At 37.9% G+C, this 24,984-nt stretch carries 28 protein-coding genes and 1 riboswitch; of the genes, 19 read left to right on the top strand and 9 right to left on the bottom strand.

Annotated features, from left to right (window positions below):
- Positions 1-9 precede the first annotated feature (9 nt).
- Both yidD and AC3IPL_RS07835 read right to left on the bottom strand, forming a co-directional pair.
- Complete coding sequence (yidD, locus tag AC3IPL_RS07840) at positions 10-252, bottom strand: membrane protein insertion efficiency factor YidD (protein ID WP_489240432.1); 243 nt, start codon at positions 250-252, stop codon at positions 10-12.
- A 9-nt stretch (positions 253-261) separates the two neighbouring features.
- Positions 262-1,017 carry a hypothetical protein gene (locus AC3IPL_RS07835; RefSeq protein WP_489240430.1) on the bottom strand — a complete coding sequence of 252 codons (756 nt, stop codon included), beginning with the start codon at positions 1,015-1,017 and terminating at the stop codon, positions 262-264.
- A gap of 60 nt (positions 1,018-1,077) precedes the next feature.
- On the opposite strand from AC3IPL_RS07835, the gene AC3IPL_RS07830 reads away from it, so the two are divergent.
- Both AC3IPL_RS07830 and AC3IPL_RS07825 read left to right on the top strand, forming a co-directional pair.
- Positions 1,078-1,518, top strand: a complete 441-nt coding sequence (locus AC3IPL_RS07830; RefSeq protein ID WP_489240428.1) for an NUDIX domain-containing protein — start codon at positions 1,078-1,080, stop codon at positions 1,516-1,518.
- On the top strand, positions 1,509-2,264 hold the full coding sequence (locus tag AC3IPL_RS07825; RefSeq protein WP_489240426.1) for an alpha/beta hydrolase family protein: 756 nt from the start codon (positions 1,509-1,511) through the stop codon (positions 2,262-2,264). The genes AC3IPL_RS07830 and AC3IPL_RS07825 overlap by 10 nt, the downstream gene beginning before the upstream one ends.
- A gap of 71 nt (positions 2,265-2,335) precedes the next feature.
- Here AC3IPL_RS07825 and pckA read toward each other — a convergent pair whose 3' ends face one another.
- Entirely contained in the window at positions 2,336-3,934 is a 1,599-nt protein-coding gene (gene pckA, locus AC3IPL_RS07820) for a phosphoenolpyruvate carboxykinase (ATP) (protein WP_489240423.1), read from the bottom strand.
- 185 nt (positions 3,935-4,119) lie between these two features.
- A riboswitch (SAM riboswitch) is annotated at positions 4,120-4,219 on the top strand.
- Positions 4,220-4,318: 99 nt separating this feature from the next.
- Between pckA and metK the strand changes: the two genes are divergently transcribed.
- The 3 genes from metK (at position 4,319) to AC3IPL_RS07805 (ending at position 7,507) form a co-directional block, all read left to right on the top strand.
- Positions 4,319-5,509, top strand: coding sequence for a methionine adenosyltransferase (gene metK / locus AC3IPL_RS07815; protein ID WP_489240421.1), 1,191 nt, complete (start codon positions 4,319-4,321; stop codon positions 5,507-5,509).
- A 168-nt stretch (positions 5,510-5,677) separates the two neighbouring features.
- Positions 5,678-6,589: a nuclease-related domain-containing protein gene (locus AC3IPL_RS07810; RefSeq protein WP_489240419.1), complete on the top strand. Its 912-nt coding sequence runs from the start codon at positions 5,678-5,680 to the stop codon at positions 6,587-6,589.
- 78 nt (positions 6,590-6,667) lie between these two features.
- Entirely contained in the window at positions 6,668-7,507 is an 840-nt protein-coding gene (locus AC3IPL_RS07805) for an aldo/keto reductase (RefSeq protein ID WP_489240417.1), read from the top strand.
- 43 nt (positions 7,508-7,550) lie between these two features.
- On the opposite strand, the gene AC3IPL_RS07800 is transcribed toward AC3IPL_RS07805, so the two are convergent.
- From AC3IPL_RS07800 to AC3IPL_RS07790, 3 genes are read right to left on the bottom strand one after another with little or no spacing between them, the layout of a single operon-like run.
- Entirely contained in the window at positions 7,551-7,865 is a 315-nt protein-coding gene (locus tag AC3IPL_RS07800) for a fluoride efflux transporter FluC (RefSeq protein WP_489240416.1), read from the bottom strand.
- Positions 7,862-8,206: a fluoride efflux transporter FluC gene (locus AC3IPL_RS07795; protein ID WP_489240414.1), complete on the bottom strand. Its 345-nt coding sequence runs from the start codon at positions 8,204-8,206 to the stop codon at positions 7,862-7,864. Before AC3IPL_RS07795 ends, AC3IPL_RS07800 begins: the two co-directional genes overlap by 4 nt.
- A gap of 39 nt (positions 8,207-8,245) precedes the next feature.
- A complete protein-coding gene (locus AC3IPL_RS07790; protein ID WP_489240412.1) occupies positions 8,246-8,548 on the bottom strand; it encodes a hypothetical protein in 303 nt (100 codons plus the stop codon).
- A gap of 147 nt (positions 8,549-8,695) precedes the next feature.
- On the opposite strand from AC3IPL_RS07790, the gene AC3IPL_RS07785 reads away from it, so the two are divergent.
- From AC3IPL_RS07785 to AC3IPL_RS07755, 7 genes are all read left to right on the top strand, one after another.
- On the top strand, positions 8,696-9,406 hold the full coding sequence (locus AC3IPL_RS07785; RefSeq protein ID WP_489240410.1) for a transaldolase: 711 nt from the start codon (positions 8,696-8,698) through the stop codon (positions 9,404-9,406).
- Positions 9,407-9,614: 208 nt separating this feature from the next.
- Positions 9,615-10,475, top strand: coding sequence for a helix-turn-helix domain-containing protein (locus tag AC3IPL_RS07780; RefSeq protein WP_489240408.1), 861 nt, complete (start codon positions 9,615-9,617; stop codon positions 10,473-10,475).
- A 12-nt stretch (positions 10,476-10,487) separates the two neighbouring features.
- Entirely contained in the window at positions 10,488-10,616 is a 129-nt protein-coding gene (locus tag AC3IPL_RS07775) for a hypothetical protein (protein WP_489240406.1), read from the top strand.
- Positions 10,617-10,977: 361 nt separating this feature from the next.
- Positions 10,978-11,835 (top strand): N-acetylglucosaminidase, encoded by an 858-nt coding sequence (locus tag AC3IPL_RS07770; RefSeq protein ID WP_489240404.1) that lies wholly within the window; start codon positions 10,978-10,980, stop codon positions 11,833-11,835.
- A gap of 143 nt (positions 11,836-11,978) precedes the next feature.
- The gene (locus AC3IPL_RS07765) at positions 11,979-13,637 is read left to right on the top strand and encodes a peptide ABC transporter substrate-binding protein (protein ID WP_489242315.1); all 1,659 of its coding nucleotides are present in this window, start codon (positions 11,979-11,981) and stop codon (positions 13,635-13,637) included.
- A gap of 117 nt (positions 13,638-13,754) precedes the next feature.
- Positions 13,755-14,339, top strand: coding sequence for a TetR/AcrR family transcriptional regulator (locus tag AC3IPL_RS07760; protein ID WP_489240403.1), 585 nt, complete (start codon positions 13,755-13,757; stop codon positions 14,337-14,339).
- Positions 14,340-14,885: a hypothetical protein gene (locus tag AC3IPL_RS07755; protein ID WP_489240401.1), complete on the top strand. Its 546-nt coding sequence runs from the start codon at positions 14,340-14,342 to the stop codon at positions 14,883-14,885.
- 27 nt (positions 14,886-14,912) lie between these two features.
- Here AC3IPL_RS07755 and AC3IPL_RS07750 read toward each other — a convergent pair whose 3' ends face one another.
- Positions 14,913-15,110 (bottom strand): VraH family peptide resistance protein, encoded by a 198-nt coding sequence (locus AC3IPL_RS07750; protein WP_489240399.1) that lies wholly within the window; start codon positions 15,108-15,110, stop codon positions 14,913-14,915.
- A 303-nt stretch (positions 15,111-15,413) separates the two neighbouring features.
- On the opposite strand from AC3IPL_RS07750, the gene AC3IPL_RS07745 reads away from it, so the two are divergent.
- The 3 genes from AC3IPL_RS07745 (at position 15,414) to AC3IPL_RS07735 (ending at position 16,846) form a co-directional block, all read left to right on the top strand.
- Positions 15,414-15,623, top strand: coding sequence for a hypothetical protein (locus AC3IPL_RS07745; protein WP_489240397.1), 210 nt, complete (start codon positions 15,414-15,416; stop codon positions 15,621-15,623).
- A 114-nt stretch (positions 15,624-15,737) separates the two neighbouring features.
- A complete protein-coding gene (locus AC3IPL_RS07740; protein ID WP_489240395.1) occupies positions 15,738-15,956 on the top strand; it encodes a helix-turn-helix domain-containing protein in 219 nt (72 codons plus the stop codon).
- A 38-nt stretch (positions 15,957-15,994) separates the two neighbouring features.
- A complete protein-coding gene (locus tag AC3IPL_RS07735; RefSeq protein WP_489240393.1) occupies positions 15,995-16,846 on the top strand; it encodes an HNH endonuclease in 852 nt (283 codons plus the stop codon).
- Here AC3IPL_RS07735 and AC3IPL_RS07730 read toward each other — a convergent pair.
- Together AC3IPL_RS07730 and dcm are read right to left on the bottom strand one after the other, a co-directional pair.
- Positions 16,820-18,202 carry a Sau3AI family type II restriction endonuclease gene (locus tag AC3IPL_RS07730; RefSeq protein ID WP_489240391.1) on the bottom strand — a complete coding sequence of 461 codons (1,383 nt, stop codon included), beginning with the start codon at positions 18,200-18,202 and terminating at the stop codon, positions 16,820-16,822. The two genes, AC3IPL_RS07735 and AC3IPL_RS07730, sit on opposite strands and share 27 nt — an antisense overlap.
- Before the next feature lie 73 nt (positions 18,203-18,275).
- Positions 18,276-19,514, bottom strand: a complete 1,239-nt coding sequence (gene dcm, locus AC3IPL_RS07725; RefSeq protein ID WP_489240389.1) for a DNA (cytosine-5-)-methyltransferase — start codon at positions 19,512-19,514, stop codon at positions 18,276-18,278.
- Between the two features lie 701 nt (positions 19,515-20,215).
- Here dcm and AC3IPL_RS07720 point away from each other — a divergent pair.
- Genes AC3IPL_RS07720 through AC3IPL_RS07705 form a run of 4 tightly spaced genes read left to right on the top strand, consistent with a single transcriptional unit; the run spans position 20,216 to position 24,981 of the window.
- Positions 20,216-22,276 carry a DEAD/DEAH box helicase family protein gene (locus AC3IPL_RS07720; protein WP_489240387.1) on the top strand — a complete coding sequence of 687 codons (2,061 nt, stop codon included), beginning with the start codon at positions 20,216-20,218 and terminating at the stop codon, positions 22,274-22,276.
- The gene (locus AC3IPL_RS07715) at positions 22,260-22,439 is read left to right on the top strand and encodes a hypothetical protein (protein ID WP_489240385.1); all 180 of its coding nucleotides are present in this window, start codon (positions 22,260-22,262) and stop codon (positions 22,437-22,439) included. Before AC3IPL_RS07720 ends, AC3IPL_RS07715 begins: the two co-directional genes overlap by 17 nt.
- Positions 22,436-24,460: an AAA family ATPase gene (locus tag AC3IPL_RS07710; RefSeq protein ID WP_489240383.1), complete on the top strand. Its 2,025-nt coding sequence runs from the start codon at positions 22,436-22,438 to the stop codon at positions 24,458-24,460. Before AC3IPL_RS07715 ends, AC3IPL_RS07710 begins: the two co-directional genes overlap by 4 nt.
- The gene (locus AC3IPL_RS07705) at positions 24,457-24,981 is read left to right on the top strand and encodes a hypothetical protein (RefSeq protein WP_489240381.1); all 525 of its coding nucleotides are present in this window, start codon (positions 24,457-24,459) and stop codon (positions 24,979-24,981) included. Before AC3IPL_RS07710 ends, AC3IPL_RS07705 begins: the two co-directional genes overlap by 4 nt.
- Positions 24,982-24,984 lie beyond the last annotated feature (3 nt).

The following is a 24,984-nucleotide window of genomic DNA, read 5'->3' as shown; positions in this document are numbered from 1 at the left end:
GGGAACTCGTCACCGAGTTCCCTTTGTGCTAGCTTTCTTTTTCGGTGGCACCGGGTCGAAGCCGCCTTCATGGAAGGGGTGGCATTTACTGATGCGCGCTGCTGTCAGCATGCTTCCTTTCAGTGCCCCATGCGTTTCAATCGCTTCTATACCGTACTGTGAACATGTCGGATAGAAGCGGCATGCCGGCGGTGTCATAGGTGAAATATATCGTCGGTAAAACTGAATACATGAAATTAATAGCTGTTTCATTTCATTCCTCTATTCTGTCAGGTCAGTGACCTTTGTTTTGTTGAAATCGTAGTAATCTGTCGTCTGTTCCATCTTAATCATCACCGGGTCTTCGTCAATGGTCGCTGTGACCTCTACTTGGAAGGTCAATGTTTTCGGATATACTTTGACAGGAGAGTACTGGATGCTGTAACTGCCGGATGTAACAGTTAAGTCTTTCAAGTCAGAGAGAGGTTCTATCTGGTTCATGCTTGATGATACAAGCCCGTATTCAAACAGCTCTTTCATGACTGCCCCAGTGCCTTTGTAATGAATGGCTTGTTCATCGATCGACACGTCGTCAGCTGATGGTTTAATGACGCCCTGGACGATGTGTTTCAAATTGAAAATATCGGCGATAGCCGCTTCGATGTACTTCGTATCCGCACGTCTTGCCTGATAAGTGAGGTATGATGGATCCGGATCGGCTCTTAGTACACCACCCTTAATATAAACACGGTAGCTGTGGACCGGATAGCGTGAATGGTTGCTATCCGCTTCCACTGCTGAATTGAATTCATCCAATGTATTCGTCTGACTTGTTGTTTTTTGAGTAAACTGTGTTGTGAACTTATTATATATAACCGTCGTTTTATTTTCACTTTCACTGCTCAGACTATCGATGGCTTTGATGGACTGCTGTAGTTGTTTCAGTGTTTCGTCCTTCGTCCTAGGGGCAGGTGTTTCTTTGCTACAACCGACTGTCATTAATGTTAGAATAATGATAATATAAATGATTTTCTTCATAATAACCTCATACGTTTTGATAGTATCATTTTATCATAGAGGGGTGAACGGGGATAGACTATGGAATTTATCGATGAACTAGGATATAGAGTGGTACTTAAGCAGGACAGACCGGTTCATGACCATGTGCTGATTATTGCGACATATGAAGGACAGCTTGTACTCACACATCACAAAGAGCGCGGTATCGAATTTCCGGGCGGTAAGCGGGAGGCTGATGAATCAACAGTGAACGCTGCCAGACGCGAATTATTTGAGGAGACAGGCGGCCGTACCGAGTCGCTCCGGTACATGACGACTTATACTGTCTATACTGATCCACCATTTTCAAAAGATGTTTTCACAGCAGAACTAAGCCATATGGAGCGACGGGAACATTACTACGAGACGTATGGTCCGGTACTGGTCGATGATATCCGCCGGATAACAGACCATCGCAGCAGACTGCTTGATGATGACTGCATCAATTATATAGTGAGAGAGGTGACGTCATGTGGCTGAAGGCAACACCCATTGCTGCATGGTATGGTGACAGACAACTGAATGAAGTGGATTACTATTCGGATGAATTCGTCGTATCAGCATTGATTCTAGATGCCGCAGAAGTGAAACGCATCGTTATTTATTTAAGAGGGGGTAAAGGAGGTGTCGGACAGGTGAGACCGGTCCGGCTGATGCAGTTTGCAGGACCTCACACACTGGTCGCTGCTCCTTATTACCGAGGCACAAGAAATGATAACGGCAAAGATGAATTTGGCGGGGCAGACTTGGAAGACGTGCGGGCACTCGTGCGTATATTGAAGACCCATTATCCTGATGTACCTGTACATCTCATTGGTTTTTCAAGAGGAGGTATACAAGGGCTGCTGACTTATCAGGAAGTCGGTGCCACTTCTTTTATTTGTCATAGTGGTGTCACTGACATTTATTTAATGTACGAAGAGCGGCAGGATCTGCGCGGCATGATGAAGCGATTGATCGGCAAACCTACTGTGGATAGAGCGGCATACGACAGACGAAACGGCTATCAGCACGTTACTTCGACAAGTCCACCCGTGATGATTATTCATGGCACAGACGATAAGCAGGTAGGACTACAGCATGCGTATACTTTAGCAGACCGGCTGAAACATCTGGGTGTTCCTTATGAGATGCATATCGTCGAAGGAGAGGAACATGTATTTACACCGCCGAATGAACGGAAGACACTTCGTAAAATAATAGAATGGATGACTGCTGTGGAATAATCGTATAGGATCGATCAAAAGGCCCTGATGAGTAGCTCATCAGGGCCTTTTGATCGATACCATATTTACTATTATTCGCCTTTGTAAGTGAATCCGCCTTGCGCTTCAATTTCAGCTGAGCGGTCTCCGAATTTTTTGAAGTTCTCTTTGAACATCACTGCAAGTTCTTTCGCTTTTTCGTCATAAGCTTCGTGAGACACCCATGCATCGCGCGGCATTAAAATATTGCTCGGGACACCTGGTACGTGGGAAGGGATGCTTAATCCAAACACCTCATCTGTCTTATATTCTACTTCTTTCAATGCACCGCTGATGGCACGACGGACCATTGAACGTGTATGGGTCAAGTTCATGCGTGAACCTACGCCGTATTCGCCGCCGGTCCAGCCAGTGTTAACGAGGTAGACATCGACATTATGTTTATCGATCAGTTCACCGAGCTTGTTCGCATAAACGGTCGCATGCATCGGTAGGAACGGTGAGCCGAAACATGTCGAGAATACCGGCTGCGGGCTTGTGACGCCGCGTTCAGTTCCAGCGAGTTTTGATGTAAATCCGCTTAAGAAATGGTACATTGCCTGGTCTTTATTTAATTTAGCGATAGGAGGAAGTACGCCGTATGCGTCTGCTGTCAGGAAGATGATGGTCTTCGCATGCCCTGCAATAGATGGCAGTATGATGTTATCGATATTTTCAATCGGGTAAGCGGCGCGTGTGTTTTCAGTCAATGATTTATCCTCGTAGTCAGGGAAACCGGCCTCATCTACTTTGACGTTTTCTAAAATAGCGCCGTAACGGATGGCATCATAGATCTGTGGCTCTTTCTCACGCGTCAGATCGATTGTCTTCGCGTAGCATCCGCCTTCAATATTGAAGACTCCGTTGTCATTCCAGCCGTGTTCATCATCACCGATTAATTTGCGCTGTGGATCTGCTGATAACGTCGTTTTACCAGTACCTGATAGTCCAAAGAATAAGGCGACGTCTTTGTTTTCGCCGACGTTTGCTGAACAGTGCATGCTCATCACGTCATTATCTGGCAGGTAATAGTTCATCACACCGAAGATTCCTTTTTTCATTTCGCCGGCATATTCAGTTCCGCCGATCAATATGACTTTGTGTTTGAAGCTTGTGATGATGAATGTCTCGGATTTCGTTCCATCCACTTCGGGGTCAGCTTTGAAGTGCGGCGCTGAGATGATAGTGAAGTCAGGTGAGATGTTCAATCCTTCTTCAGTCGTTTCGGGACGGATGAACATCGTGCGGGCGAACAAGTTGTGCCATGCCATTTCGTTGATGACAGTCAGTTTCAGCTGAGTCGCAGCGTCGGCGCCGGCATACCCGTTAAAGACATAGACTTTGTCCTTTGTGTTTAAATAAGAAGTCACTTTGTCGAGAAGTTTCAAGAAGACGTCCTCTTCGATGGGCTGGTTGATGGCGTTCCAGTCAATTTTATCTTCAGTTTCAGCTTCTCTTACGATAAATTTATCTTTAGGCGAACGACCCGTATATTTTCCTGTTTCTGCTTTTACTGCTCCTGAGTCTGTAAGAACACCTTCACCATTATCCAGTATGTCCTGAATCAGCTGAGTGCGAGACAACTGTTTTTTAGTAGAAGGTTTTGCTAGTAATTGATCCAGATTTTCATTATACGTCGATGTATCGTTCATGTTATAATCCTCCAGTAATAGTTTCTGCAATGTAAGCAGTTTCATCAAATAGTATAACATAACAGACCCAATAGTCTATACTAATCACGGCAGATTCTCAAGCAGTTTTTAAAGACAGAAAATTATGTATTTCTTAAATTTATTGACGTTTAACAAATAGTTTAGTATTATCTTACTTGCGGATTCTCTTATCCAGAGTGGTGGAGGGACATGGACCCTACGAAGCCCAGCAACCTTTTAAGTAAGGTGCCAAACCGTTTGCAGATTTCATCTGAACGATAAGAGTGAATGGACTTGTATTAATCGAGCCTTCTCTCTTAATTGTGGAGAAGGCTTTTCTTATGGATAAACCGTATAACTTTCATAGAAAAAGGAGATATTAAATTGGCAGATCGTAAACTATTTACTTCTGAATCAGTGACAGAAGGACATCCGGATAAAATTGCTGACCAGATTTCAGATGCGATTCTTGATGAAATCTTAAAAGGGGACCCTAAAGCACGTGTTGCATGCGAAACATCAGTGACCACTGGGATGGCACTCATTGCCGGCGAAATCACAACAACGACCTATGTCGATATTCCAAAAGTCGTGCGTGAAACAGTGAAAGAAATCGGTTATACGCGCGCTAAATATGGTTATGACTTCCAGACGATGGCTGTTCTGACTGCGATTGATGAGCAGTCTCCAGACATCGCACAAGGTGTTGACCGTGCGCTTGAAGACCGCGAAGAGCTGTCTGATTCTGACATTGAATCTATCGGTGCAGGTGACCAAGGGCTGATGTTCGGCTATGCATGTAATGAAACAGAGAGCTTAATGCCGCTGCCGATTTCATTGGCACACGAACTGGCACGTCGCTTAACAGAAGTGCGTAAGAACGGTACGCTTGACTACTTACGTCCGGACGGTAAGACACAAGTCACTGTTGAATATGATGAGAATAACGAGCCAAAACGTATCGATACAATCGTTATTTCTTCTCAGCACCATGAGAAAATTGAGCTGGAGCAGATTCAGACGGACATTAAAGAGCACGTCATTAAATCTGTTGTTCCCGCAGAACTGATCGATGACGAAACGAAATACTTCATCAACCCGACTGGACGTTTTGTTATCGGTGGACCTCAAGGGGATGCAGGCTTGACAGGCCGTAAAATCATCGTTGATACTTACGGCGGCTATGCCCGTCACGGCGGCGGTGCCTTCTCTGGTAAAGATGCAACGAAAGTAGACCGTTCAGGCGCCTATGCAGCACGTTATGTCGCGAAGAACATCGTAGCGGCAGGGCTTGCTGACAAAGCAGAAGTACAGCTAGCCTACGCGATCGGTGTGGCTCATCCTGTATCGATTTCTGTCGATACGTTCGGTACAAGCGACTACTCAGAATCAGCACTTGTAGAAGCCGTACGCAGCACATTCGACTTACGTCCGGCAGGTATCATCAAGATGCTTGATCTGCGCCGTCCGATCTACAAGCAGACAGCTGCTTACGGACATTTCGGCCGTACAGATGTCGAGCTGCCATGGGAACAGACAGACAAAGTCGACAGCTTGAAAGCAGCGATTCAATAACATCTTAGACAGCGGAAACCTTGAACGGGTTTCCGTTTTTTTGTGAGTTCGGCTGAAAAAAGAGTAATATTCTCAAAATTGATCAGATGAAATTTTATGAATAATACTGAAGAAAACGTAAATTTTGATTATAATATGAATAAACCTATATATACAAAGGAGAATTTCATGACTGAACTTACACCGCTTCATTACATTATTATTGCGCTCGGTGTTCTGGCGCTGCTGTTCTTAGTGCTCTGGATCGTTACTAACAGCAAAGCAAAACGTGAACGACTGAGACTGGCCGATCAGCATGCAGATGACAAACAGAAATTGTCAGCAGAACTGCAGGACAAAGCTGAGAAAGAACGGCTTGAACAGAAAAAAGCGTTCGCCCAGCAGAAAGAGATCTATGATGAACAAGTATCTAAACAAGCCATTCAAATCGACAGCTTGAAACATCTGTCCAAAAACGGTGGCGAGTATTTGACGGATCTGACATTGATTCAGCTCAAAGAACGTCTTGTCCGAAACGAACGAATCAGACCTGAAGATATGCATGTCCTTGCCAATGTCTTTATTCCCGGACGTGATCTGAAGCGGACAGAGAAAATTGCCCACATCGTATTGACACGAACAGGTGTATACATCATTGATTCGCATTACTGGAAAGGGCATATCTATCACGGCGTAGATCAGACACAGTTCTCACAGGAACCGATGTTTGAACATATATTCAGTCTGCTGGATATCGACCCTTACATCGAACAGACACTTGCGATGGAACGAGATGAGGAGAAAGGCGCTGTCTATTTCCGCTCATTACGAGATAACATTGAAGACTTGAAACGCCGGGCAGAACTCGTTGAAGAAACATTCAAACTGAAATATCCTGTCACATCCATTGCCTACTTCAACAGAGAAGGTCATGATTCCGGGACGATGAACAATTACTCAAGAGATAAGAACGTCAAAGTGGTCGTCGGTGAAGACGAGCTTGAACTGTTCTTTGAGAAATATGTCTTCCACGGAAGGTTTCAATATTCAGTGGATGAACTAGAATTGATACGCGATGATATTGAACATTTGAATCCGTAGTAGCAACCGGCCGTAATCGGTCGGTTTTTTTTAGTAGTATCAGGGTATATGATAAGAACTAAAAAAAGGGGTGTTCAAATGGAATCAGCAGTTACATTTCATAATGGCAATGTCATGCCAAAAGTAGGACTCGGTGTCTTTAGAGTAGAAGAAGGTCAGCAGGCTGTCGATGCAGTAAGACATGCGATTGTTTCAGGTTACCGCAGCATCGATACAGCGATGATCTATCAGAATGAACAATCAGTCGGCGAAGGAATTCGTCTAGGACTAGAAGAAGCGGGGATTGACCGCAGCGACTTATTTGTCACATCTAAAGTGTGGCTGAGTGATTATGGATGCGACACAACGATTGCTGCCTATAACGCATCACTCGAACGGCTCGGACTGGATTATCTGGATCTCTACTTAATTCATTGGCCGGGGCAGGATAATCAAGCATTCATCGATACATGGAAAGCAATGGAACAGTTATATAACGACGGTAAAGTAAGAAATATCGGTGTCAGCAACTTTAACATTGAGCATTTGGAGGCTTTATTGAAACAGGCTTCAGTGAAACCAGTCATCAATCAGGTGGAGTTTCATCCGTACTTGAACCAGAAAGAGCTGCGACACTATTTAGCAGACAAACAAATCGTCGCAGAATCATGGTCACCTTTATTGAACGGTGAGATATTGACGAATGAAGTCATCCATAATATCGCTGACAAGCACGGCAAAACACCGGCACAAGTCGTGATTCGCTGGAACATTGAGAATGATGTCGTCGTCATTCCGAAATCAGTAACACCAGAACGGATAGCAGAAAACTTAAATATCTTTGATTTTGAATTAACACAGGAAGATCATTACGAAATCGATCAGTTGAACGAAGACCGCAGAATCGGACCGGATCCTGCTGAATTTACAGGAGCATAATCATAAAGGCCTTCTAATCTTGTTAGAAGGCCTTTATGATGTATTAATCGATCAGCTGGAGTCCTGCCGTGAAACAAGTCAGCGGCAGAATAATGGATAGAGCGATGTAGGTCATACCAGACTTGCGGTCAGATGCCACAAGTGTCACAGCTTCCACTGAAAATGTTGAAAATGTAGTTAAGCCGCCCATGATTCCGGTCCCGAAAAACAACCAGCCACTCATATGTGTCAGCATACCGAGCAGCAGTGACCCGGCACTATTGATGATGAGAGTCATCCATGGGAAACGGCCATTATACTGACTTAAAAATACCCGGATACAGGCACCGATCATAGAGCCGATTCCGACTTCAATCATTGGACAGCCCCCCATTTCATCCCGAGATAAGCGAATGTCATGCCGAGCAGCACTGTCGCAGCTATATAGCCTGTACCGTACAAGACATTAACTTGAATAAGCGCCGCACTTTCCAGACTGAATGTGGAAAAGGTCGTGAAGCTGCCGACCAGTCCAGCAGTGATACCGGTCTTCAGGGCGGTATGTTTCATCGCCATCAGCTTGACAGACAGCCATCCAAGGACAAACGCCCCGACCATATTGACGACAAACGTCCCTGCAGGATCAAACAGCAGGCTCAGTTCATAACGTAATGCTCCGCCGATAAAGGCGAAGATACAGACGTATACATATTTCATCATATGCCTCCATTAAAAGAAACTGCATGAGAAGCACCATTTCTACAAAATGCCGAACAACAATAATCCTGAAAATAAATGATAGAGAATCACTATCAGGATAATCCAAGGCCAGACTTTGACCCATTTCCTTAAGCCATCAGACATTTGTTTCGGACGTTTAATAGCTATATCAACGAGTAAGATGCTGATAATCAGTAGAATAGCATTCACTAGACCGGTGAACAGGATAATCGCATTGATAGAACCGAACAACCCTTTGATGATAGGATTATGAACGCTTAGAAACACACTAAGAATGACAAAGGTAACGGATAGATAGAAGAATTTGTGTGCTTTATGCATGAATAGCCTCCAAAACTTAGTATGAAACTATTTTAGCATGAAGAGAGGAATTTACCACCACTAGTTTTGCCTATCTTTCATTTGTAATTATCATTATATAGCGTTATAGTGAAATTGAATCACACTTCAATTACAGGAGGAATAGTAATGGAAAACTTGAAAGTACAAGTATTTGCAGATGGCGCTGATATCGAGCAGATGAAATCAGCTTACAATAATAAAGAAGTAGATGGATTCACAACGAACCCGTCATTGATGGCAAAAGCAGGTGTAACTGACTACAAAGAGTTTGCAGAAAATGCAGTTAAAGCGATTCCTGATGCATCTATTTCATTTGAAGTATTCGCAGATGACATGGAGACGATGCGTAAAGAAGCTGAAATCCTGATGGGCTACGGCGATAATGTCTTCGTTAAAATACCAGTCGTCAATACAAAAGGCGAATCCATGATTCCACTGATTAAAGAATTGTCTGAGAAAGATGTTCAATTGAATGTCACTGCGGTCTATACGATTGAACAAGTGAAAGAAATCACGGATGCCGTCAAAGCAGGCGTGCCGACATACGTCTCTGTATTTGCAGGAAGAATTGCGGATACAGGTGTTGATCCCCTGCCGTTGATGAAAGAAGCAGAAAAAGTATGTCACTCAAAAGAAGGCGTCATGCTGTTATGGGCAAGCTGCCGTGAACTATACAATGTCATCCAGGCAGACGAAATCGGCTGTGATATCATTACATGTCCTGGCGATGTCGTGAAGAAAATTCCGAATATCGGTCGTGACGTGAATGAATTATCGGTTGATACAGTGAAAGGCTTCGCAAAAGATATCGAAAAAAGCGGCCTTAAAATTTTATAAACAGATGTCGATGAATGACAGGTACAATGACCATTAACAGACTGGAGCAGATGCGCTCCAGTCTTTTTCAATTGATTAAAAAAATCTATTACCTTCTTTAAAAAAAAAAAATAAATATTTCAAATGCAATATTGCATAAAGAGTATAATTAAGGTATATTATTTATAGTTGATTGTCAGAATATTATTACAACGAAAGGAGTGATGGTGTGCCGATAAGCATTGGGGACAAAGTCATTAAGAGAAGAAAAGAAGTGAAAATGACACAGTCCGAGCTGGCAAAAGATATTTGTACGCAAAGTCAGGTGAGTCGAATTGAAAAAAATGAAATCATGCCGAGTTCTGAAACGTTGTTTCTGATTGCGAATAAGCTGAATGTCAGCATGGATTATTTTTTTGGAGTCGAAAAAGTCAACAACGTGATTCGTGGGAAAAAGATATGTCAGGATTATTTAGAAATCAATGATTTTGAAACATTGGAAGTATTTATAGATGCTCAACTTCAGACTGTTTTGACTGAATACGAACACCAATATTTCTCTTGGATCAAAGCAGTATGTATTGGACAAAATCGGGACAAATTACATGAGAGCATTGCTAGGCTGGAATCACTAAGTAATACTACTATTAATGTTGATGATCCTGAGCTTGATGCAAGTATTTATAACTCTTTATCAATTTTTTACCGAAAAGTAGATAACATTAAAGAATCAGACAGAGCTATTAATAAAGCTAAAAGCATTATTAAGAAAAATATGATTTATAATGAAACTGCAGTAAAAGTATACTATCAATACGCTAATCTACTTATGATTGAAGAGAAATACAGTGAAAGTTTAGAATCTGCTCAACAAGGATTAGAAATATGTCTTGAGAATAACTTATTATATTTAATGGATAATTTAATTTACTTTATTTGTGGAGCTAAGCAAGATCTAGGAATTATTACTGATAAAGATAGAGAACTCTATGATATCGGTTATGGTATAGCAAAACTAAAAAATAATGTAAATTTGATTGATTTGTATGAACAAGAACTTGTAGAATATAATCATTTAAAAACAGTATAGGAGAGATTACCGATGAAAAAACTATCTAAAGGTCTTACAGTATTTACTTTATTAGCAGTATTATTTGGATTTCATAATGTAGATTTTAAAAATACATCTGAACCTAACCATGTGAAAGTTACGGATTTGGAGTATCACTAAAAATCGAAATCAATCCTCTACGGTACTGAACCCGTAATTGGGACAGAAAAAACATTTAATCAGACGGCCTGTTTCCGATATTGAATCGGAGACAGGCCGTCTGATTTTTGAATTCTAATTTCAATTTGTTTTACAATAGAGCTAGGTCTGTTGATCTGTCCAATATTATTTTGAAAGATTGCACCAGCGGCTCAGTTTTTATTTGTCGGGGTGAGGATGTCTTTATTTTCAGCCCGGGTTTTGCTAAAGTAAGTAGAAAAGCACCCGCAGTAAGGGCGCTGCGGGTGTATAGATAGAAAATGAAGGGGGGTATAAGTTACAAATTACCCTTTTTATATGAAGGTAAACATGGAGGTTCACTTTGGCACAGAAGCGGTTAACAAAGCGTCAGCTTGAAATAAGAAACAAATGGATTCTGTCCGGTATTCTTGTCTTCATAGGATTCGGTATCTATCTGCTGATTCGAATGTCAATCGCGGCATACGAAGAACGGATGGAAGATAAGCGGGTGACAGTGAAATGGACGTATCAACAAGCAAAGGCACGTCAGTTGAAGGCGTCTCCTGTTATTTCTAACGGTGTAGTATGGTCAAAAGCAGTTGGTGATGATATCGACCGTTATATGAAGCCGGATAGATTCTACCATCATAGTGAACAGCGCTATCAATTTCTAAATTTGAAGCTGTCGCAGAAGATTGATGCGGATACGTTGAATGAACTGCTGGAAGACCGGGGGATTCTAGAGGGTCTCGGCAAAGCTTTTGCACGTGCGTCCAAAAAAGAAGATGTCAATGAGATCTATCTGATCAGTCATGCGATGCTTGAGACCGGTAAAGGAACCAGTGAACTGGCTCAAGGGGTGACGCTGAACAAAGAAGGGCAGCGCGATAAGAAGGGCAGACGCTACTACAACTTCTTCGGTATCGGGGCCTATGATCAAAATCCGGTCATGGACGGTGCGCGGTTTGCTCAGAAACAGGGCTGGGATTCTCCTGAGAAAGCAGTCAGAGGAGGCGCTGCGTTCATTCACCGTGAATATTTGTCACGTGACAGCCAGTACACGCTGTATTCCATGCGCTTCAACCCTGCTGATCCAGGACGTCACCAATACGCAACCGATGTGATGTGGGCAACGCATAATGCACGGCAGATGGCACAGTATTATAAGCAGTTAGGTCTAGAAGGGAAGTTCTTTACCCGTCACTACTATCAAAAATAAGCAGATACCATCTATCAGCTTATTTTTTTTGAGTGATTATTTCTGAATTTTCAAAATATTAGTTGCTTTATGATTTATATTTGATTATGATAATTTTAAGAAAGCATTTTGAATTTTATTAATTTAGTGCATAAATATTACATATCAGGAGGAAAGCTATGAAGAAGATGAATTGGCTTCTCGTACCCGTATTAACAGCTTCAACAGTGTTAGCAGCATGTTCAGGTGGATCAGGAGATGACGGCGGCGCAAAAGGGGGTTCAAAAGCGGAACAAGTATTGAATCTGACATCATCATCAGATATTCCATCAATGAACCCGGCGTTAGCGACAGACTTAGTCAGCTTCCAGGTATATCAAAACGTATTTGAAGGATTATACAAGCTGGATAAAGATTCACAACCGGTCCCAGCACTTGCTGAAGGAGAACCGGAAAAATCAAATGATGACAAAACATGGACCATCAAACTTCGTAAAGACGCGAAATGGTCTAACGGTGATCCTGTTGTTGCAGAAGATTTCGTCTACGCATGGCGTAACGTTGTCGATAAAGACACCGGTTCAGAATATGCGTTCATCATGTATGACATCAAAAATGCTGAAGACATCAATACAGGCAAAAAAGATCCTGAAGCGTTAGGTGTTAAAGCGGTTGATGATCACACACTCGAAATTGAGCTTGAAAACGTACAACCGTACTTCGAAAGTTTACTGGCATTCGGAACTTACATGCCGAAAAATCATAAATTCGCAGAAGAAAAAGGCGATAAATATGGTGTCGGTGAAGAAAACGCTGTATACAACGGTCCGTTTGAATTGACTGAATGGAATACAGAAGAAAACTTCAAATTAGAAAAGAACGATGATTACTGGAATAAAGATGAAGTGAAGCTGGAGGAAATCAACTACCGTGTCGTCAAAGACGTACAGACAGGACTGAACTTATACGAAACAGGTAAAGTGGACTCTGTGGGTGTATCTGCAGAAAGCGTCGATAAATACAAAGAAAATGATGACTTCCATACAGAATTGACATCAGCGATTCAGTTCATCAGAATCCAGCACAAAGGCAAAAAAGAATTACAGAATGAAGATCTTCGTTTAGCACTTGCTAAATCGATTGACAAAGAATCTTACGTGAAAAACAATGTCAATAATGGTGCGGTAGCAACGAATCAATTGACTCCAAAAGATGTATACAAAGGGCCGGATGGTTCTGACTTCTCTGAAATTGCAGGCGGCGACGAACTGAACTATGACGTTGATGCAGCGAAAGAGCACTGGGCTGAAGCGAAAAAAGCACTTGGTAAAGATAAGATTGAAATTGAGTATTTGACAACTGACCTTGATACATCTAAGAAAGATGCGGAATACTTCAAAGAGCAGTGGGAATCGAATCTTGACGGATTAACGATTAAGATCAAGCAAGTGCCGTTCAAACAAAAACTAGCACTTGAAGCAAAAGGCGATTATGAGCTGGCATATGGTAACTGGTTCCCTGACTATGCTGACCCGATGACGTTCATGGATCTGTTCTGGTCTAAACAGACGAACACAGGTTATAACGATCCAGAGTACGATAAGAGGATTGAAGATGCAAAAGGACCGTTGTTATCTGACCCTCAAAAACGCTGGGATACTTTAGGTGAAGCGAGCACGATGCTGCTTAAAGAAGCACATACGATTCCAATCATTCAACGCGGCAGCGCATATTTAGAGCAGCCATACGTGAAAGGTGTCGTCGTGAATTCTTCTACAATCAACCAGTATGACAAAGCATACATTGATGGCAAGAAGAAGTAACAACTGAATAATGATTAGTCGAGCGACGTTATGTCGCTCGGCTTTTTTGTTGTATTTTAATACAAGTGTGTTAAAATAAATTTAAATCATACAGTTGTATTAAAAAGGAGTGGCTTGATGCCGAAAATCATTGACAGAGAACAGAAGAAGCAGGAAATTGTCAGACACGCCTGGCAATCCATCAGTGATCATGGAATCAAAGGGATGTCAGTGCGACAAATCGCAGATCAGGCGGGAATTTCATCTGGACAGATGCGCTATTATTATCCAGACCATGCAGCACTGCTGACAGCGGTTATGGCGTATGTCAAAGAGAAGGTCGAACACCGAATTAAAGAGATTATTACGAGTGAATTACCTATCCAGCAGAAAATCATTGAAGCGATTCTTGCGACACTGCCGCTTGATGATGATCGATATGCCGATATGGAAGTGTGGACGGCATTCCAGATGATGACGCAGGAAAAAGGGAAAGACACGATGCAGGATGATATAAGGAAGTTGGTCGTGACAGCGCTCAGTGCGCTGGAATCTGCAGGTGTATTAAAGGCAGGACTTGACCGAGAACTGACGACGTTAAGAGCGGTTGCATTGATTGATGGGCTTGCCATGCATAAGTTATTTGCGGTCGATTCTGTAAGCAACGACATGATTGAAGCGATCGTTATAAACGAAGTCGAATTCTGGATGGAGGCGGAATAAATGAGTATCATTCTATGGTTGATCATCGGCGCTGAAATCGCGTTCTGGGTAGTGATTATCGCAGGTTTGACGACGCGTTACATCATGAAGCAGCAGAAGTTGAGCATGGTATTTTTCGCACTCGTACCGGTCATTGACATCGTATTGCTTACCGCGGCAACGATTGATATGCTGAACGGTGCATCTGCAACTATAGCTCATGCTTTAGCAGCAGCCTATATCGCCGTATCGCTCGTATTCGGAAAACGCATGATTGCACATGCTGACAAGCTGTTTAGACAATGGGTATTGAAAGAACATATAACGAAGGACAAATTATTCGGCATGCACTATGCGAACGCATCACTGCAGTTTACTAGACGTCATATACTTGCTTATCTGGTTGGAATGGGATTGATGTGGCTGGTCGTCTGGTTGGTCGGTCAACCTGATAAGACTGAGGCAATGACAGGGGCTATTAGGCTGTGGACGATGATTATTATCATTGATGGGCTCATTACAGCAAGTTATTATATATGGCCGAAAAAACAAAAAACGACGTCATAAAACAAGCAGAGCATCCGCTCTGCTTGTTTATTTTCTTCTATTGCGCTTGTACTGTTCCATCTCTTCACGTTCGTACATATACAGATAGACGATAATACCAAGTGGTACACCGAGAATAGGAGTCGTGAATATGCTTGCGATCACGATAATGGCAATTGCCATCCCAAGTTCATTGTTTTCCCACTGTTTGTCTTTCAAGTAGTCAATCATTGTTCTAAAATCCATCGAAACATCTCCTTCACAAAAGTATAGTTACACTATTATAAACATGAATGGCTGGAGAATGCCAATGATTCTATAGTCACCTTAGAATTCAATGACTGTCTGCTGATGATCTGTCAACATTGTAATCATCGCATCATACAGATGCTGAACTATTAACGTTATTCAGCGCATCTGTAAGCAGCGTGACATAAAAGTATATTATAATATAACAGACATGGTATTTGTGTAAAATTTCCATACTGGAACAATCAATTATTGGCCACGTGAGATGAGTTATAATGACGTCAAAAAGAGGTAGAGACGATGTTGCCTGAACAGTTGATTGTACGTTATCTGGAGAATCATTACGCGACGTATTTCGATAGACATGAACACTTAAAAATCACGCAGCTGAAAGATAAAGGGTATTACTATGAGTTCAACTTGTGGCGCGGAAAATTGCTGACTATAGGGGAGACAGTGACGAAAGTGGATCTGCTGCTGATGAATCAGGAGTTAATGAAAACTGACTAATCCATCATTATATAATAAAAAATGATGAAAATGCGGAATCTTTCCAGGATGGGAAGATTCCGCTTCTTTGCGTGATATATTAGTATCCTCACTTTAAAAAAGTGAGGTAAAATTATGAATAATAAAGAGTTAGTCATAGCTGTCAAGTGGCATAGAGAAAACTTAGAGATCAAAGCTAAAGACGTCGCAGCGATGTTAGGACATGTACCTTCGAAATATTCAAAGATAGAAAATGGTGAGCAGGTCATCACAGGAGTGGAATTAGTGAAGATTGCTGAGTACTTCGGGATGACAGTAGATGAAATGATTAAAATACCTGACAAAAGAAATTAATAACGACGAAAAAATATATAGAATAAGGAGGGCTTGGATTGTTTAGGAAAATAGCAGCTACCGAACAAGATTTTATAGCTATGAAAGCTAAGCATCAAGACTTTTTCTTAGAATATCAAAAATTTGCTTCTGCTTTAACAGTTAAGGCTGGTAGAGCAAAGGATGGCAAAAGTGAAAAAGCGGGCTCTTATACTAGATATTTGATAAGGATTTTTATAATAGTTGAAGATATTTCCGGCTCAACTATATATGATCCATACTCTTTTTATTCATACAAGCTCATCGAAAGTTTAACTAAATTTAAGGATTTTAGTGAATATAACGTGAAAGAAGCTAGATTTCCTAATGCTGCTATAAGGTGTTATCTCTCATTTTTAACAAATTTGAAAGTGTTATATGAACAGCCTATAGATGAGTACATTAATAGGTTAAGTGAAAACATTCAAATGAATGAAGAAAAATTTTACTATTATAAAAAAGTGGAAGAAAAAATAGCGCCATTATTAAAAGAAAACAAAGTTAAATCTAATACAAGCATGAAATATCCTAGAAGTATCGTAGAAGTTAATAAAGCAAAAGAATTCGCGAATTGGACATGTGAATATAATAGTAATCATAAAACATTTATAAGTGATTATAATAATAAACCATACATAGAAGCCCATCACCTAATACCTATGGCTGTACAAGATTTATATGATTACAGTATTGACTTTGCTCATAACATAACTTGTTTATGTCCAAATTGTCATAGGAAAATTCATTATGCAAAAATGAATGAGAAAAAAAATATGGTTGATTACTTATTTGAAAAAAGAAAACCTTATTATAATGACTACGGAGTAACAATTAATAAACAAAATCTATACACATATTACCAAATTATATAAAAAATTTTTATTCAACCAAAAACACTGCTTCGTTATCATCTGGCCATCTGGCAACTTAACCTTATCCTCTGCATTTCTTGCTTTCGGTCTAATATGACAGACTGGATTATCTTGTGCAGAGGGAAGGTTATTTTTTATTCCTCTTGATGTTTCAGTTAAGATAACCCTATCATTTAAAACTTTTTGTGTCTGCAGGTAGAAGCTTTTAAGTTCATTGTCTATTATGTCCCCCGGCATATTCCAGAGTTTAATGTTCTTGAATATCTTATTGCCTTCCAAATCTTTCTGAAATATTATGAACAACCACTTTGTCGATTCAAATTTCTCTTTCAAGGAACTGTCTTCCCAAGGTGTGCTCGCATATTCTTTGAAGTCAATATTCTCAAAAGACATATGTTCTTTCAGTCTCCCGTCCGCTTCCTGGATGATTGTTTTAAACTTAATGTCAAACTTCTCAAACTCTTCAATCTGCGATAACTTCGTTCCTTTGATTCCTAACATGGCACTGATTAAGTATGAAACATTGGCCTTGCCTTGTGACATAGGAATCCCTTCATTTTTTGCGATATCTTTATCTGACATCCCGAAATAGGGACTGAACTTATTAAGAAGAACTGTCTCGATGGAATTTTCCGCAATTTCTTTTGAAGAAGTAATAGAAACCAGATGCTCTTCGCTGATCAGTTTTCTGACCAGTGTAGACATATAACCTTGTTTAATGGAGTAAGCACGTTGCTTCGCAAGAACGTCACTGAAAGGCTGCTTTCTTACTGTTTTAGCGCTTGAGCCTTTTGTGCAGGCACCCAGTATCATTGTATCTCCTTCAGAGAGAAGGTGAGCCTCGCCATTACGAATCTTATCGTTGATGATTTTCCAGTCTTGCTTGACGATTTTAAGGTCTTCTTCAGGAAACTGAAATAAGTCGACTTTAATAATCTGTGTATTAAAAGCATCCATCTTTTTGTTGCTGTCTTGTATGTATTCATAGAAGAACAGAAGCAGTTTCTGATTTTTCTTCCAGTAACTCGATGTGAAGAATTCAGCTGTTACTTCTTTCTCATAGTTGATGATATTAAGTACAAGTCGTTCTTTTGCTTTCAACATTTTCTTCTGTTTGTCCCTGATGATACCTGTCGCTTTCAATTCAATGTTCAAGTCAGCAAAGTCAGCCTCTGTATTGGAGTTAATATCGTAACCGAAGTAACTCTTCTCGATGATATGACCTACCTTGCCTTTAACGTTAGTATTCGTAAGCATATTCTCTTTATCAATTTCATAGAGATACTTGCCTTCAGCTTCTTTGGCATATGTTATTAACTCTTGTTCAGTCTTATAGACGAATGGTTGCAAGCTCATCACCTCTTACCAAATATTTGAATTAATGATACCATAACAGCAAACAAAAAGACCTACTAAATAAATAGTAGGTCTAGAAAAGATTCAGTTGTGTTGTTTCATCCGGATAAGCAAGTTCAATATTTTCTATTTCATTCCCCATACGAGTAATCAATGGCACAACTAATGCATTACCCATACAGAAGAATCTCATCTTGTCAGGCATTGTATCTGTCCAGTTATCTGGAAAACCATTTAAGCGTTCCGCTTCAACAGGGGTTAAGGTTCTATAACGATTTTCTATTTTCAAAATATGGGTACTTCTATTAATACTAGATTCACTTGTAAGCATAGTACGAGCTGGTAATTCTAAAGAATCTGTTTCAGACATTCCACCTTCACTATACCAGTAAGTATGGCCATCTTTATTAGTTCTTTCAAATTTCTTTGCTCCACGTAAGTATTTAAACTTTTCAACTTTATCGTCATTAAGAAAATAAGATTGATCTACATTATCTTCTAAAATTTCACCGAGAGTAATTGGTTTTTCATATTTTGGAACTGTATGGGTTGTGTAGACAAGTCCATTTCGCATGTACCCAGAAACGTGAAAAGTAAAAGAAAAATTATCAGAAATTTCTACAATATCGTGTGATAATTGAACTGAAGAAACTCTATTTTTATAAATTTCATTAGTTATAGGGAAGGATTTAGCAAAAAAACCTTCTTCAAATACTATTTGTTCGTTTGTTTTCTGAATTAAAGATAAGGCATAATTATTTTCTCTTCTGTAACCAAAAATAAAAACGCGGCGACGTCTTTGAGCATTACCGTAATCGGCAGCATTTATAACTCGCCATTCAATATCGTAACCTAATTCATTTAATGTTGATAACATAACAGCAAAGTCTCGACCACGTTGACTAGCTGGTGATTTAAGTAGTCGATCAACATTCTCTAAAAGTATATATTTAGGGGCCACATTTTGTATAAATCTTGCAATTTCCCAGAATAAAACGCCTTTTTTGCCTTGAATTCCTAGTTCCCCATTTAGTGAACGTGCTACAGAGTAGTCTTGGCATGGAAAACCTCCGACAATCATATCTACATTTGTATCGGCTAATACATAATTAGATACTTGAGTAATATCGATATTACTATGTATGCCTGAAGTAAAGTTATGGGTATAACAATCAAAAGCATGTTGGACTTTACGAGAAGGTTCCCATTGATTTGCCCATATAATCTCAAATAACTTATTATTTGTATTCTCTAAACCAATACGAAAACCCCCTACCCCTGCAAACATCTCTGCAACTTTAAGTTTTTTCATAGGAGCCCTCCTTATCATTAACTTATATATAATAGCACAATTTAGTTCGTTATTTGCGATTATGCTAACCAACAAACACTCTTTTTACAAACATAATTAATCGAAGGTAATACGATATTCAAAAAAGCGCATATGATTCTCAGATAAGCTGTAATATGTAACGAATTAAAGAGGCAAATAGTAGTCCTGAACTTATTGTGAGGAGATAGCTATATAATAAAGGAGTAAGATATTGAAAAATTATAATAAACTAACTGGAAGCTCTAATATTTACATACCAAAATACATGACTGCAATTTTAGTAAATGGATGTTTTTTGACATGTTCTTAATTGTAAAAAAAATCAATATAACAAAGACTAACCAAAAATATTGGCAAGAAAAATTTAACAGAAATATTCAAGAGATTATGAAATGTTGATAATTTAACAGAATTAAATATTAAAGTAGCAATCGTATGCGAATATGGATTTGATTATAAAGTTCAAGGAGATACTTTGAATGAATTTTAAATAATAATCAAGGAGGAAAATAAGGAGGATAAGTATAAGAAAGTTCCTACTATCTTTCAAAAGAAATGATAGGGATTAGTTTTTAAGAGGTTTATTACAGTTTGTGTAAATAGCATGGTAAAATTTCAATTAAAAAGTTATAATTTTAATAAAACCGCTATCAGGAAATCATAAATAAAGTTGGGATAAAATGATTAATTTTAATAATTACAAAGATAGGTATGTTAGTTTTGATGATAGTCTGATGGATGAACTTTATAAACCTATGATTAGTGAATCGGTAATCTATGAGCGTATGTCTGGCTACTTTTCAAGTAATTTTATCGATAGTTTATATGAAGAAATAGGGAGTTCAAATATTAGTAATAATTTTAAAATGAAAATTATATGTTCTCCAGAATTGAGTGATGATGACAAAACTCGTATTAAAGAAGGATATGAACTTAGACGTATAATTGAAGAAAATATTATAGCTTCTATTTATGAAATTGAAACTAATGAAAAAAAGTTTGCACATATTACTGAACTCATTGCAAAAGGTATTATAGATTTCCGCTTTGTGACCACTAGCGTTGGAGATGGCATTTTCCATGCTAAAGAAGGAATCTTTATCGATGAATTAAATGCAAAAGTGGCTTTTATTGGATCTAATAACGAAACTGGTGCTGCTATCTTCAAGAATTTTGAAACATCTTTGTTAATTAAAGGTGATCGATATGAAAATATAAAAGTGATTGAAGATATGGAAAACACTTTTAATGATATATGGCAGGATCAAAATCCAAACATCATTCAATGTGAGTTAACAGCAAATATTACTAAAGCGTTCAAAGACGTTAAAGATAGAATGAGACGTAAAAATAAAGGGAACCTACGGATAAGTATTGTAGATAAATTCTCGTTATATGATTATCAAATTGAAGCTATAAATAAGTGGAAGAATAATAATTATAGCGGGTTATTAGAAATGGCAACTGGAACGGGTAAAACTATTACTGCAATTGCCTGTCAAGAAGCCTTACAAAAGCACAGTGATGATTTAGTGACCTTTATTGTAGCTCCTCAAATAGACTTAATCGAACAATGGCATGAAGAATTAACCGCTTTAAATATTAGTGCTATTAAATGTTCTTCTGCTGAAGGAAACTATAGAGATATGCTAAAAGTAAAGTTAAAGAAACGCTCTACAATGTCAGAGCCGGTTGTAATTCTTGTTACATCTAATACTTTTTCCATGAAAAGCTTTCAAAAATTAATTGAACTACATTTAAAAAAAGAAGCACTATTGATTTGTGATGAAGTTCATAGTTTTGGAGCTGAAAAAATGCGTGGGTTATATGAAGAACTCCAGAAAAAGTTTAAATATAGGTTAGGTATTTCTGCAACTCCATACAGAAAAGATGAAGATGAAAGTGAATTACTAATTGAATTCTTTAATAAAATAGTTTTTAGTTACACTTTAAAAGATGCAATAGATAATGGTTTTCTTAACCAATATAATTATGTTCCTATAATTTTATCTTTTAATAAAAATGAACTTTCACAGTATCGTCAAGTATTATTGAAGACTTTAAAAGAAAGTAAATCAAAACTGAATATTCTTAAAGAAATAGAAAAACTTACTACATCAATTGCTAATGCTAACATAGAAAAAGTATCAAAATTAATAGAATTATTAAGTGATGAGAATGCAATAAAGCAACCTAAAATAATTTATTGTTCACCTGGAAACTATAATGATGGTAGTAACGTTCATGATTTAAGACATATAGATTTTGTCTCTCAGCAACTTGGCAATATAGGGTGTAAGTTAAGAAAAATTTATAGCGAAATTCCTAACGTAGAACGAATTGAAATTCTGCGTCAATTTAAAAATCATGAGATTGATACTCTACTAGCTATAAAATGTCTGGATCAAGGAGTTAATTTAAAAGAAGTGACTCATGCCTATATACTTTCAAGTACTGATTCAATGACTGAGTTTATTCAAAGAAGAGGTAGAATCTTAAGGAAAGCACCAGGGAAACCCATTTCATATATATATGATTTAGTTATGTTACCTGAATCTTTAGAAGATCTATACTTTAACCCTGTTTCCGAAGATGCCTATTTAGTGGATAGAGAATTAAGAAGAATGAAAGAGTTTAATTTCGCTGCAGAAAATAAAAATCAAAATGATTTAATAATCAATGAAATAGAAGAAGTATACAGACATGTATTGGAGGAACTTAATAATGAGCCATATAACTAATGAAGACGTAAATAAACTTTTAATATATGTACTTTCCAATGAAAAACAAAGTCTAAAAGATAATCCCTTTCAAAATGAGAATGAAAAAAGTAAGGTCAGACGTAATATACGTAGTTATTTAATCGGACAGGCTAATGAAATCATAGGGAGAGAAAAACTATGAAGATAAAATCTATACACATACAAAACTTTAGACAATATAGAGATTTTAAAATTGAATTTGAAATAAACAACAATAAAAAGAATATTACTATAATAAGAGCTGCAAATTCTACAGGGAAGACAACATTTATGCAAGCTATAAAATGGTGTTTATTTGGAGATTCAGAAATTGATTCAGATAAGGCAGCAGAATTATTGAATTATGATGAGTTAGATGAGTGTCGAAGAAGGGAGATTAAAGATAGTAACTATAGAATTGTCATCGAAGTTATCGAAAATAATTCTACTTTCAAAATTGCCCGCACACAGAATTTACATATTACTCCATCAATGGTCAAAAAAATGGAGATGTTAGTAGCTTTAGAATATAAAGACGAAGATGGTCAAACTAAAATATTAAGAAATAGCAATAAAGAAAAGGAAGAGTTAATTCAAAGGAAAATCAACTCACTTCTTTCAAAACAGATGGTAAATTACTTTTTATTTGATGGTGAGAGAATTGAAAAATTATCTTCAAGAGGAACAGCAGCTCGTAGAGAAGTAAGTGAAGCTATAAGGGCAGTTAGTTCCTTGCCGATTTTAAGTAATTCTATCGATACACTACAAATAATAGCAAAGGATGTAAGGAAAGAGTTAGCAAGATCTGCAAGTAGTGAGGAATACAAAGAAATTGAAATGAAAATTTCTCGGTTAGAAGAGAGGTTGAATGAACAAAGTAAACAACTAGAAGTTACAAAAGAAACTTATGAAAATCTTATGGCTGAGAAAGAAAAAGTGGATAAAGAGTTAAGTAGCATTGAAGACGTTACAAAAATACAAGAAAAGCGTAATAAGCTTGATAAGGAAAATAAAAAGCTGATTGAAGAGAATAATACTTTGTATAATAATATACAAGTTATGAATATGGAGTACACAACCCTAAAATATATATATCTTTTGAAAAATAAGTATCAAAAAATAAATCTCAAAAATAATGATGAAGTTGAAACAATTCCTAAAATGCAAGTAGCAGCCATTGAAAAGATAATTGACAATGGAATTTGTATATGTGGAACACCGCTAGAAAATCATCATATTCAAACGCTAAATAGACAAAAAAATTATCAACCCCCTGCTAGTGAAGAAAGCATGATACATGACTATCAAATGTCAGTAACAAGAGAAGTATCTAAAATTGATATGTTAGTCAAACAAATTAATGAAAAAATAAATAGATATCGTGAAATTTTCGAACAAATTGCTGAGAATAACAAAGATTTAAAAGATATAAATAATAAGTTAAATAATTCATCAATAAACGAGATTGTCTCATTAAATAAAAATAGAGAAAATCTGAAAAGAGATATCGAAGCTTCTCGTTTTGATATAACCTCTACTAATATGAAAATAAAGGATTTAGAGGATGAATTGGATAAGGAAAGATTAAAATATGATGAAATAGAATCTAAATTGATGCTAAGTCTTGAATTAAAAACACAATCTATTTTATTAGAAAAATCTTTAATTCAGCTTAATCATAGGAAACAGAAGGATGAAGAAAATCTGAGAGCAGATATTGAAAAAGCGGCTAACAATCATTTTAAAAACATAATTTCCAAAGAAAAATATATAAAAATAGATAATAACTTCAACTTAAAAGTATTTGAATCTGAGAATGTTGAAGCTGTAACTTCTTCCGGTGAATCAGTAGCAGTTAGCATATCAATTATATTAGCAATAATAGACACATATAAAGCGAATTTAATGAAAAACGATAAATATGAGTTATTGAGTGAAAAAGATTTTTTTGTAGTGATGGATGGACCATTTGCAATGTTAGATCCATATTTTTCAAAACAAATATCGTCCAAAATTAGTCAATCAATAGAACAAATCATCTTGCTCACTAATGATAATCAGTATAACGAAAGTATAAAAGATGCTTTTAGACAAAGAACAAGCAAGGAATACTTACTTGAAATTCCGCCTTATGAGAGAAAAAACAGTATATATAGTAGTGAACTAAGAGAGGTGGAAATATGAGAAAAGATATTACGCTCGAAGGTAGACATGCACGTATTATTAAGGAATTCAACGAGAAAGAGTTTTTTGCAGCAAACCGAGGGAGCGCTGAAATTTTCTTCTTAGCCGTTTTAATTGGTTTATATGAAGGAAAGACTGAAGAACTAGATATTGGTGGGACTACCTTAAATATCTCAAGAACATGGTTGAATAATCCATCACGGGCTAATTTTAAGCATCTAATTAACATGTTTGCTAATTTAGAGCAAAAATTTAACGGTATCGATTTAACGTTAACGCAAATTTTTTTAGACGAAGAAGAAACTGATAAATCAGATAAGCTCCAATTTATAAAGAATCATGGATATGCAGGTCTCGAAATAATGCAGAAAGAGTATTTAATTGACAACGAAATTTTGGATAAGTTAGATGCTTTAGCCGTAATTGAAGATAAATTAATTACTATTGAAGAAATAGATGCTATTGAAATAAAGGCGAATCCTGTAATTAATACCATAGATGATATATTAGAAAGTGAGTAATTG

The sequence above is a fragment of the Macrococcus sp. GL_134 genome, from assembly GCF_057834705.1.
Note: the sequence above shows the minus strand (reverse complement) of the source record. Positions and strands in the feature narration are given on the sequence as shown.

Excerpts from the sequence above, each read along its gene's own strand:
- AC3IPL_RS07775 (WP_489240406.1), top strand. The coding sequence starts at position 10,488 with ATGAAAAAACTATCTAAAGGTCTTACAGTATTTACTTTATTAGCAGTA.
- AC3IPL_RS07805 (WP_489240417.1), top strand. The coding sequence starts at position 6,668 with ATGGAATCAGCAGTTACATTTCATAATGGCAATGTCATGCCAAAAGTA.
- AC3IPL_RS07760 (WP_489240403.1), top strand. The coding sequence starts at position 13,755 with ATGCCGAAAATCATTGACAGAGAACAGAAGAAGCAGGAAATTGTCAGA.
- AC3IPL_RS07710 (WP_489240383.1), top strand. The coding sequence starts at position 22,436 with ATGAAGATAAAATCTATACACATACAAAACTTTAGACAATATAGAGAT.
- AC3IPL_RS07745 (WP_489240397.1), top strand. The coding sequence starts at position 15,414 with ATGTTGCCTGAACAGTTGATTGTACGTTATCTGGAGAATCATTACGCG.
- AC3IPL_RS07830 (WP_489240428.1), top strand. The coding sequence starts at position 1,078 with ATGGAATTTATCGATGAACTAGGATATAGAGTGGTACTTAAGCAGGAC.
- AC3IPL_RS07810 (WP_489240419.1), top strand. The coding sequence starts at position 5,678 with ATGACTGAACTTACACCGCTTCATTACATTATTATTGCGCTCGGTGTT.
- AC3IPL_RS07790 (WP_489240412.1), bottom strand. The coding sequence starts at position 8,548 with ATGCATAAAGCACACAAATTCTTCTATCTATCCGTTACCTTTGTCATT.
- AC3IPL_RS07740 (WP_489240395.1), top strand. The coding sequence starts at position 15,738 with ATGAATAATAAAGAGTTAGTCATAGCTGTCAAGTGGCATAGAGAAAAC.
- AC3IPL_RS07825 (WP_489240426.1), top strand. The coding sequence starts at position 1,509 with ATGTGGCTGAAGGCAACACCCATTGCTGCATGGTATGGTGACAGACAA.
- pckA (WP_489240423.1), bottom strand. The coding sequence starts at position 3,934 with ATGAACGATACATCGACGTATAATGAAAATCTGGATCAATTACTAGCA.
- AC3IPL_RS07705 (WP_489240381.1), top strand. The coding sequence starts at position 24,457 with ATGAGAAAAGATATTACGCTCGAAGGTAGACATGCACGTATTATTAAG.
- AC3IPL_RS07800 (WP_489240416.1), bottom strand. The coding sequence starts at position 7,865 with ATGATTGAAGTCGGAATCGGCTCTATGATCGGTGCCTGTATCCGGGTA.
- AC3IPL_RS07785 (WP_489240410.1), top strand. The coding sequence starts at position 8,696 with ATGGAAAACTTGAAAGTACAAGTATTTGCAGATGGCGCTGATATCGAG.
- AC3IPL_RS07835 (WP_489240430.1), bottom strand. The coding sequence starts at position 1,017 with ATGAAGAAAATCATTTATATTATCATTATTCTAACATTAATGACAGTC.
- AC3IPL_RS07755 (WP_489240401.1), top strand. The coding sequence starts at position 14,340 with ATGAGTATCATTCTATGGTTGATCATCGGCGCTGAAATCGCGTTCTGG.
- dcm (WP_489240389.1), bottom strand. The coding sequence starts at position 19,514 with ATGAAAAAACTTAAAGTTGCAGAGATGTTTGCAGGGGTAGGGGGTTTT.
- AC3IPL_RS07750 (WP_489240399.1), bottom strand. The coding sequence starts at position 15,110 with ATGGATTTTAGAACAATGATTGACTACTTGAAAGACAAACAGTGGGAA.
- AC3IPL_RS07715 (WP_489240385.1), top strand. The coding sequence starts at position 22,260 with ATGAGCCATATAACTAATGAAGACGTAAATAAACTTTTAATATATGTA.
- yidD (WP_489240432.1), bottom strand. The coding sequence starts at position 252 with ATGAAACAGCTATTAATTTCATGTATTCAGTTTTACCGACGATATATT.
- AC3IPL_RS07720 (WP_489240387.1), top strand. The coding sequence starts at position 20,216 with ATGATTAATTTTAATAATTACAAAGATAGGTATGTTAGTTTTGATGAT.
- AC3IPL_RS07730 (WP_489240391.1), bottom strand. The coding sequence starts at position 18,202 with ATGAGCTTGCAACCATTCGTCTATAAGACTGAACAAGAGTTAATAACA.
- AC3IPL_RS07795 (WP_489240414.1), bottom strand. The coding sequence starts at position 8,206 with ATGATGAAATATGTATACGTCTGTATCTTCGCCTTTATCGGCGGAGCA.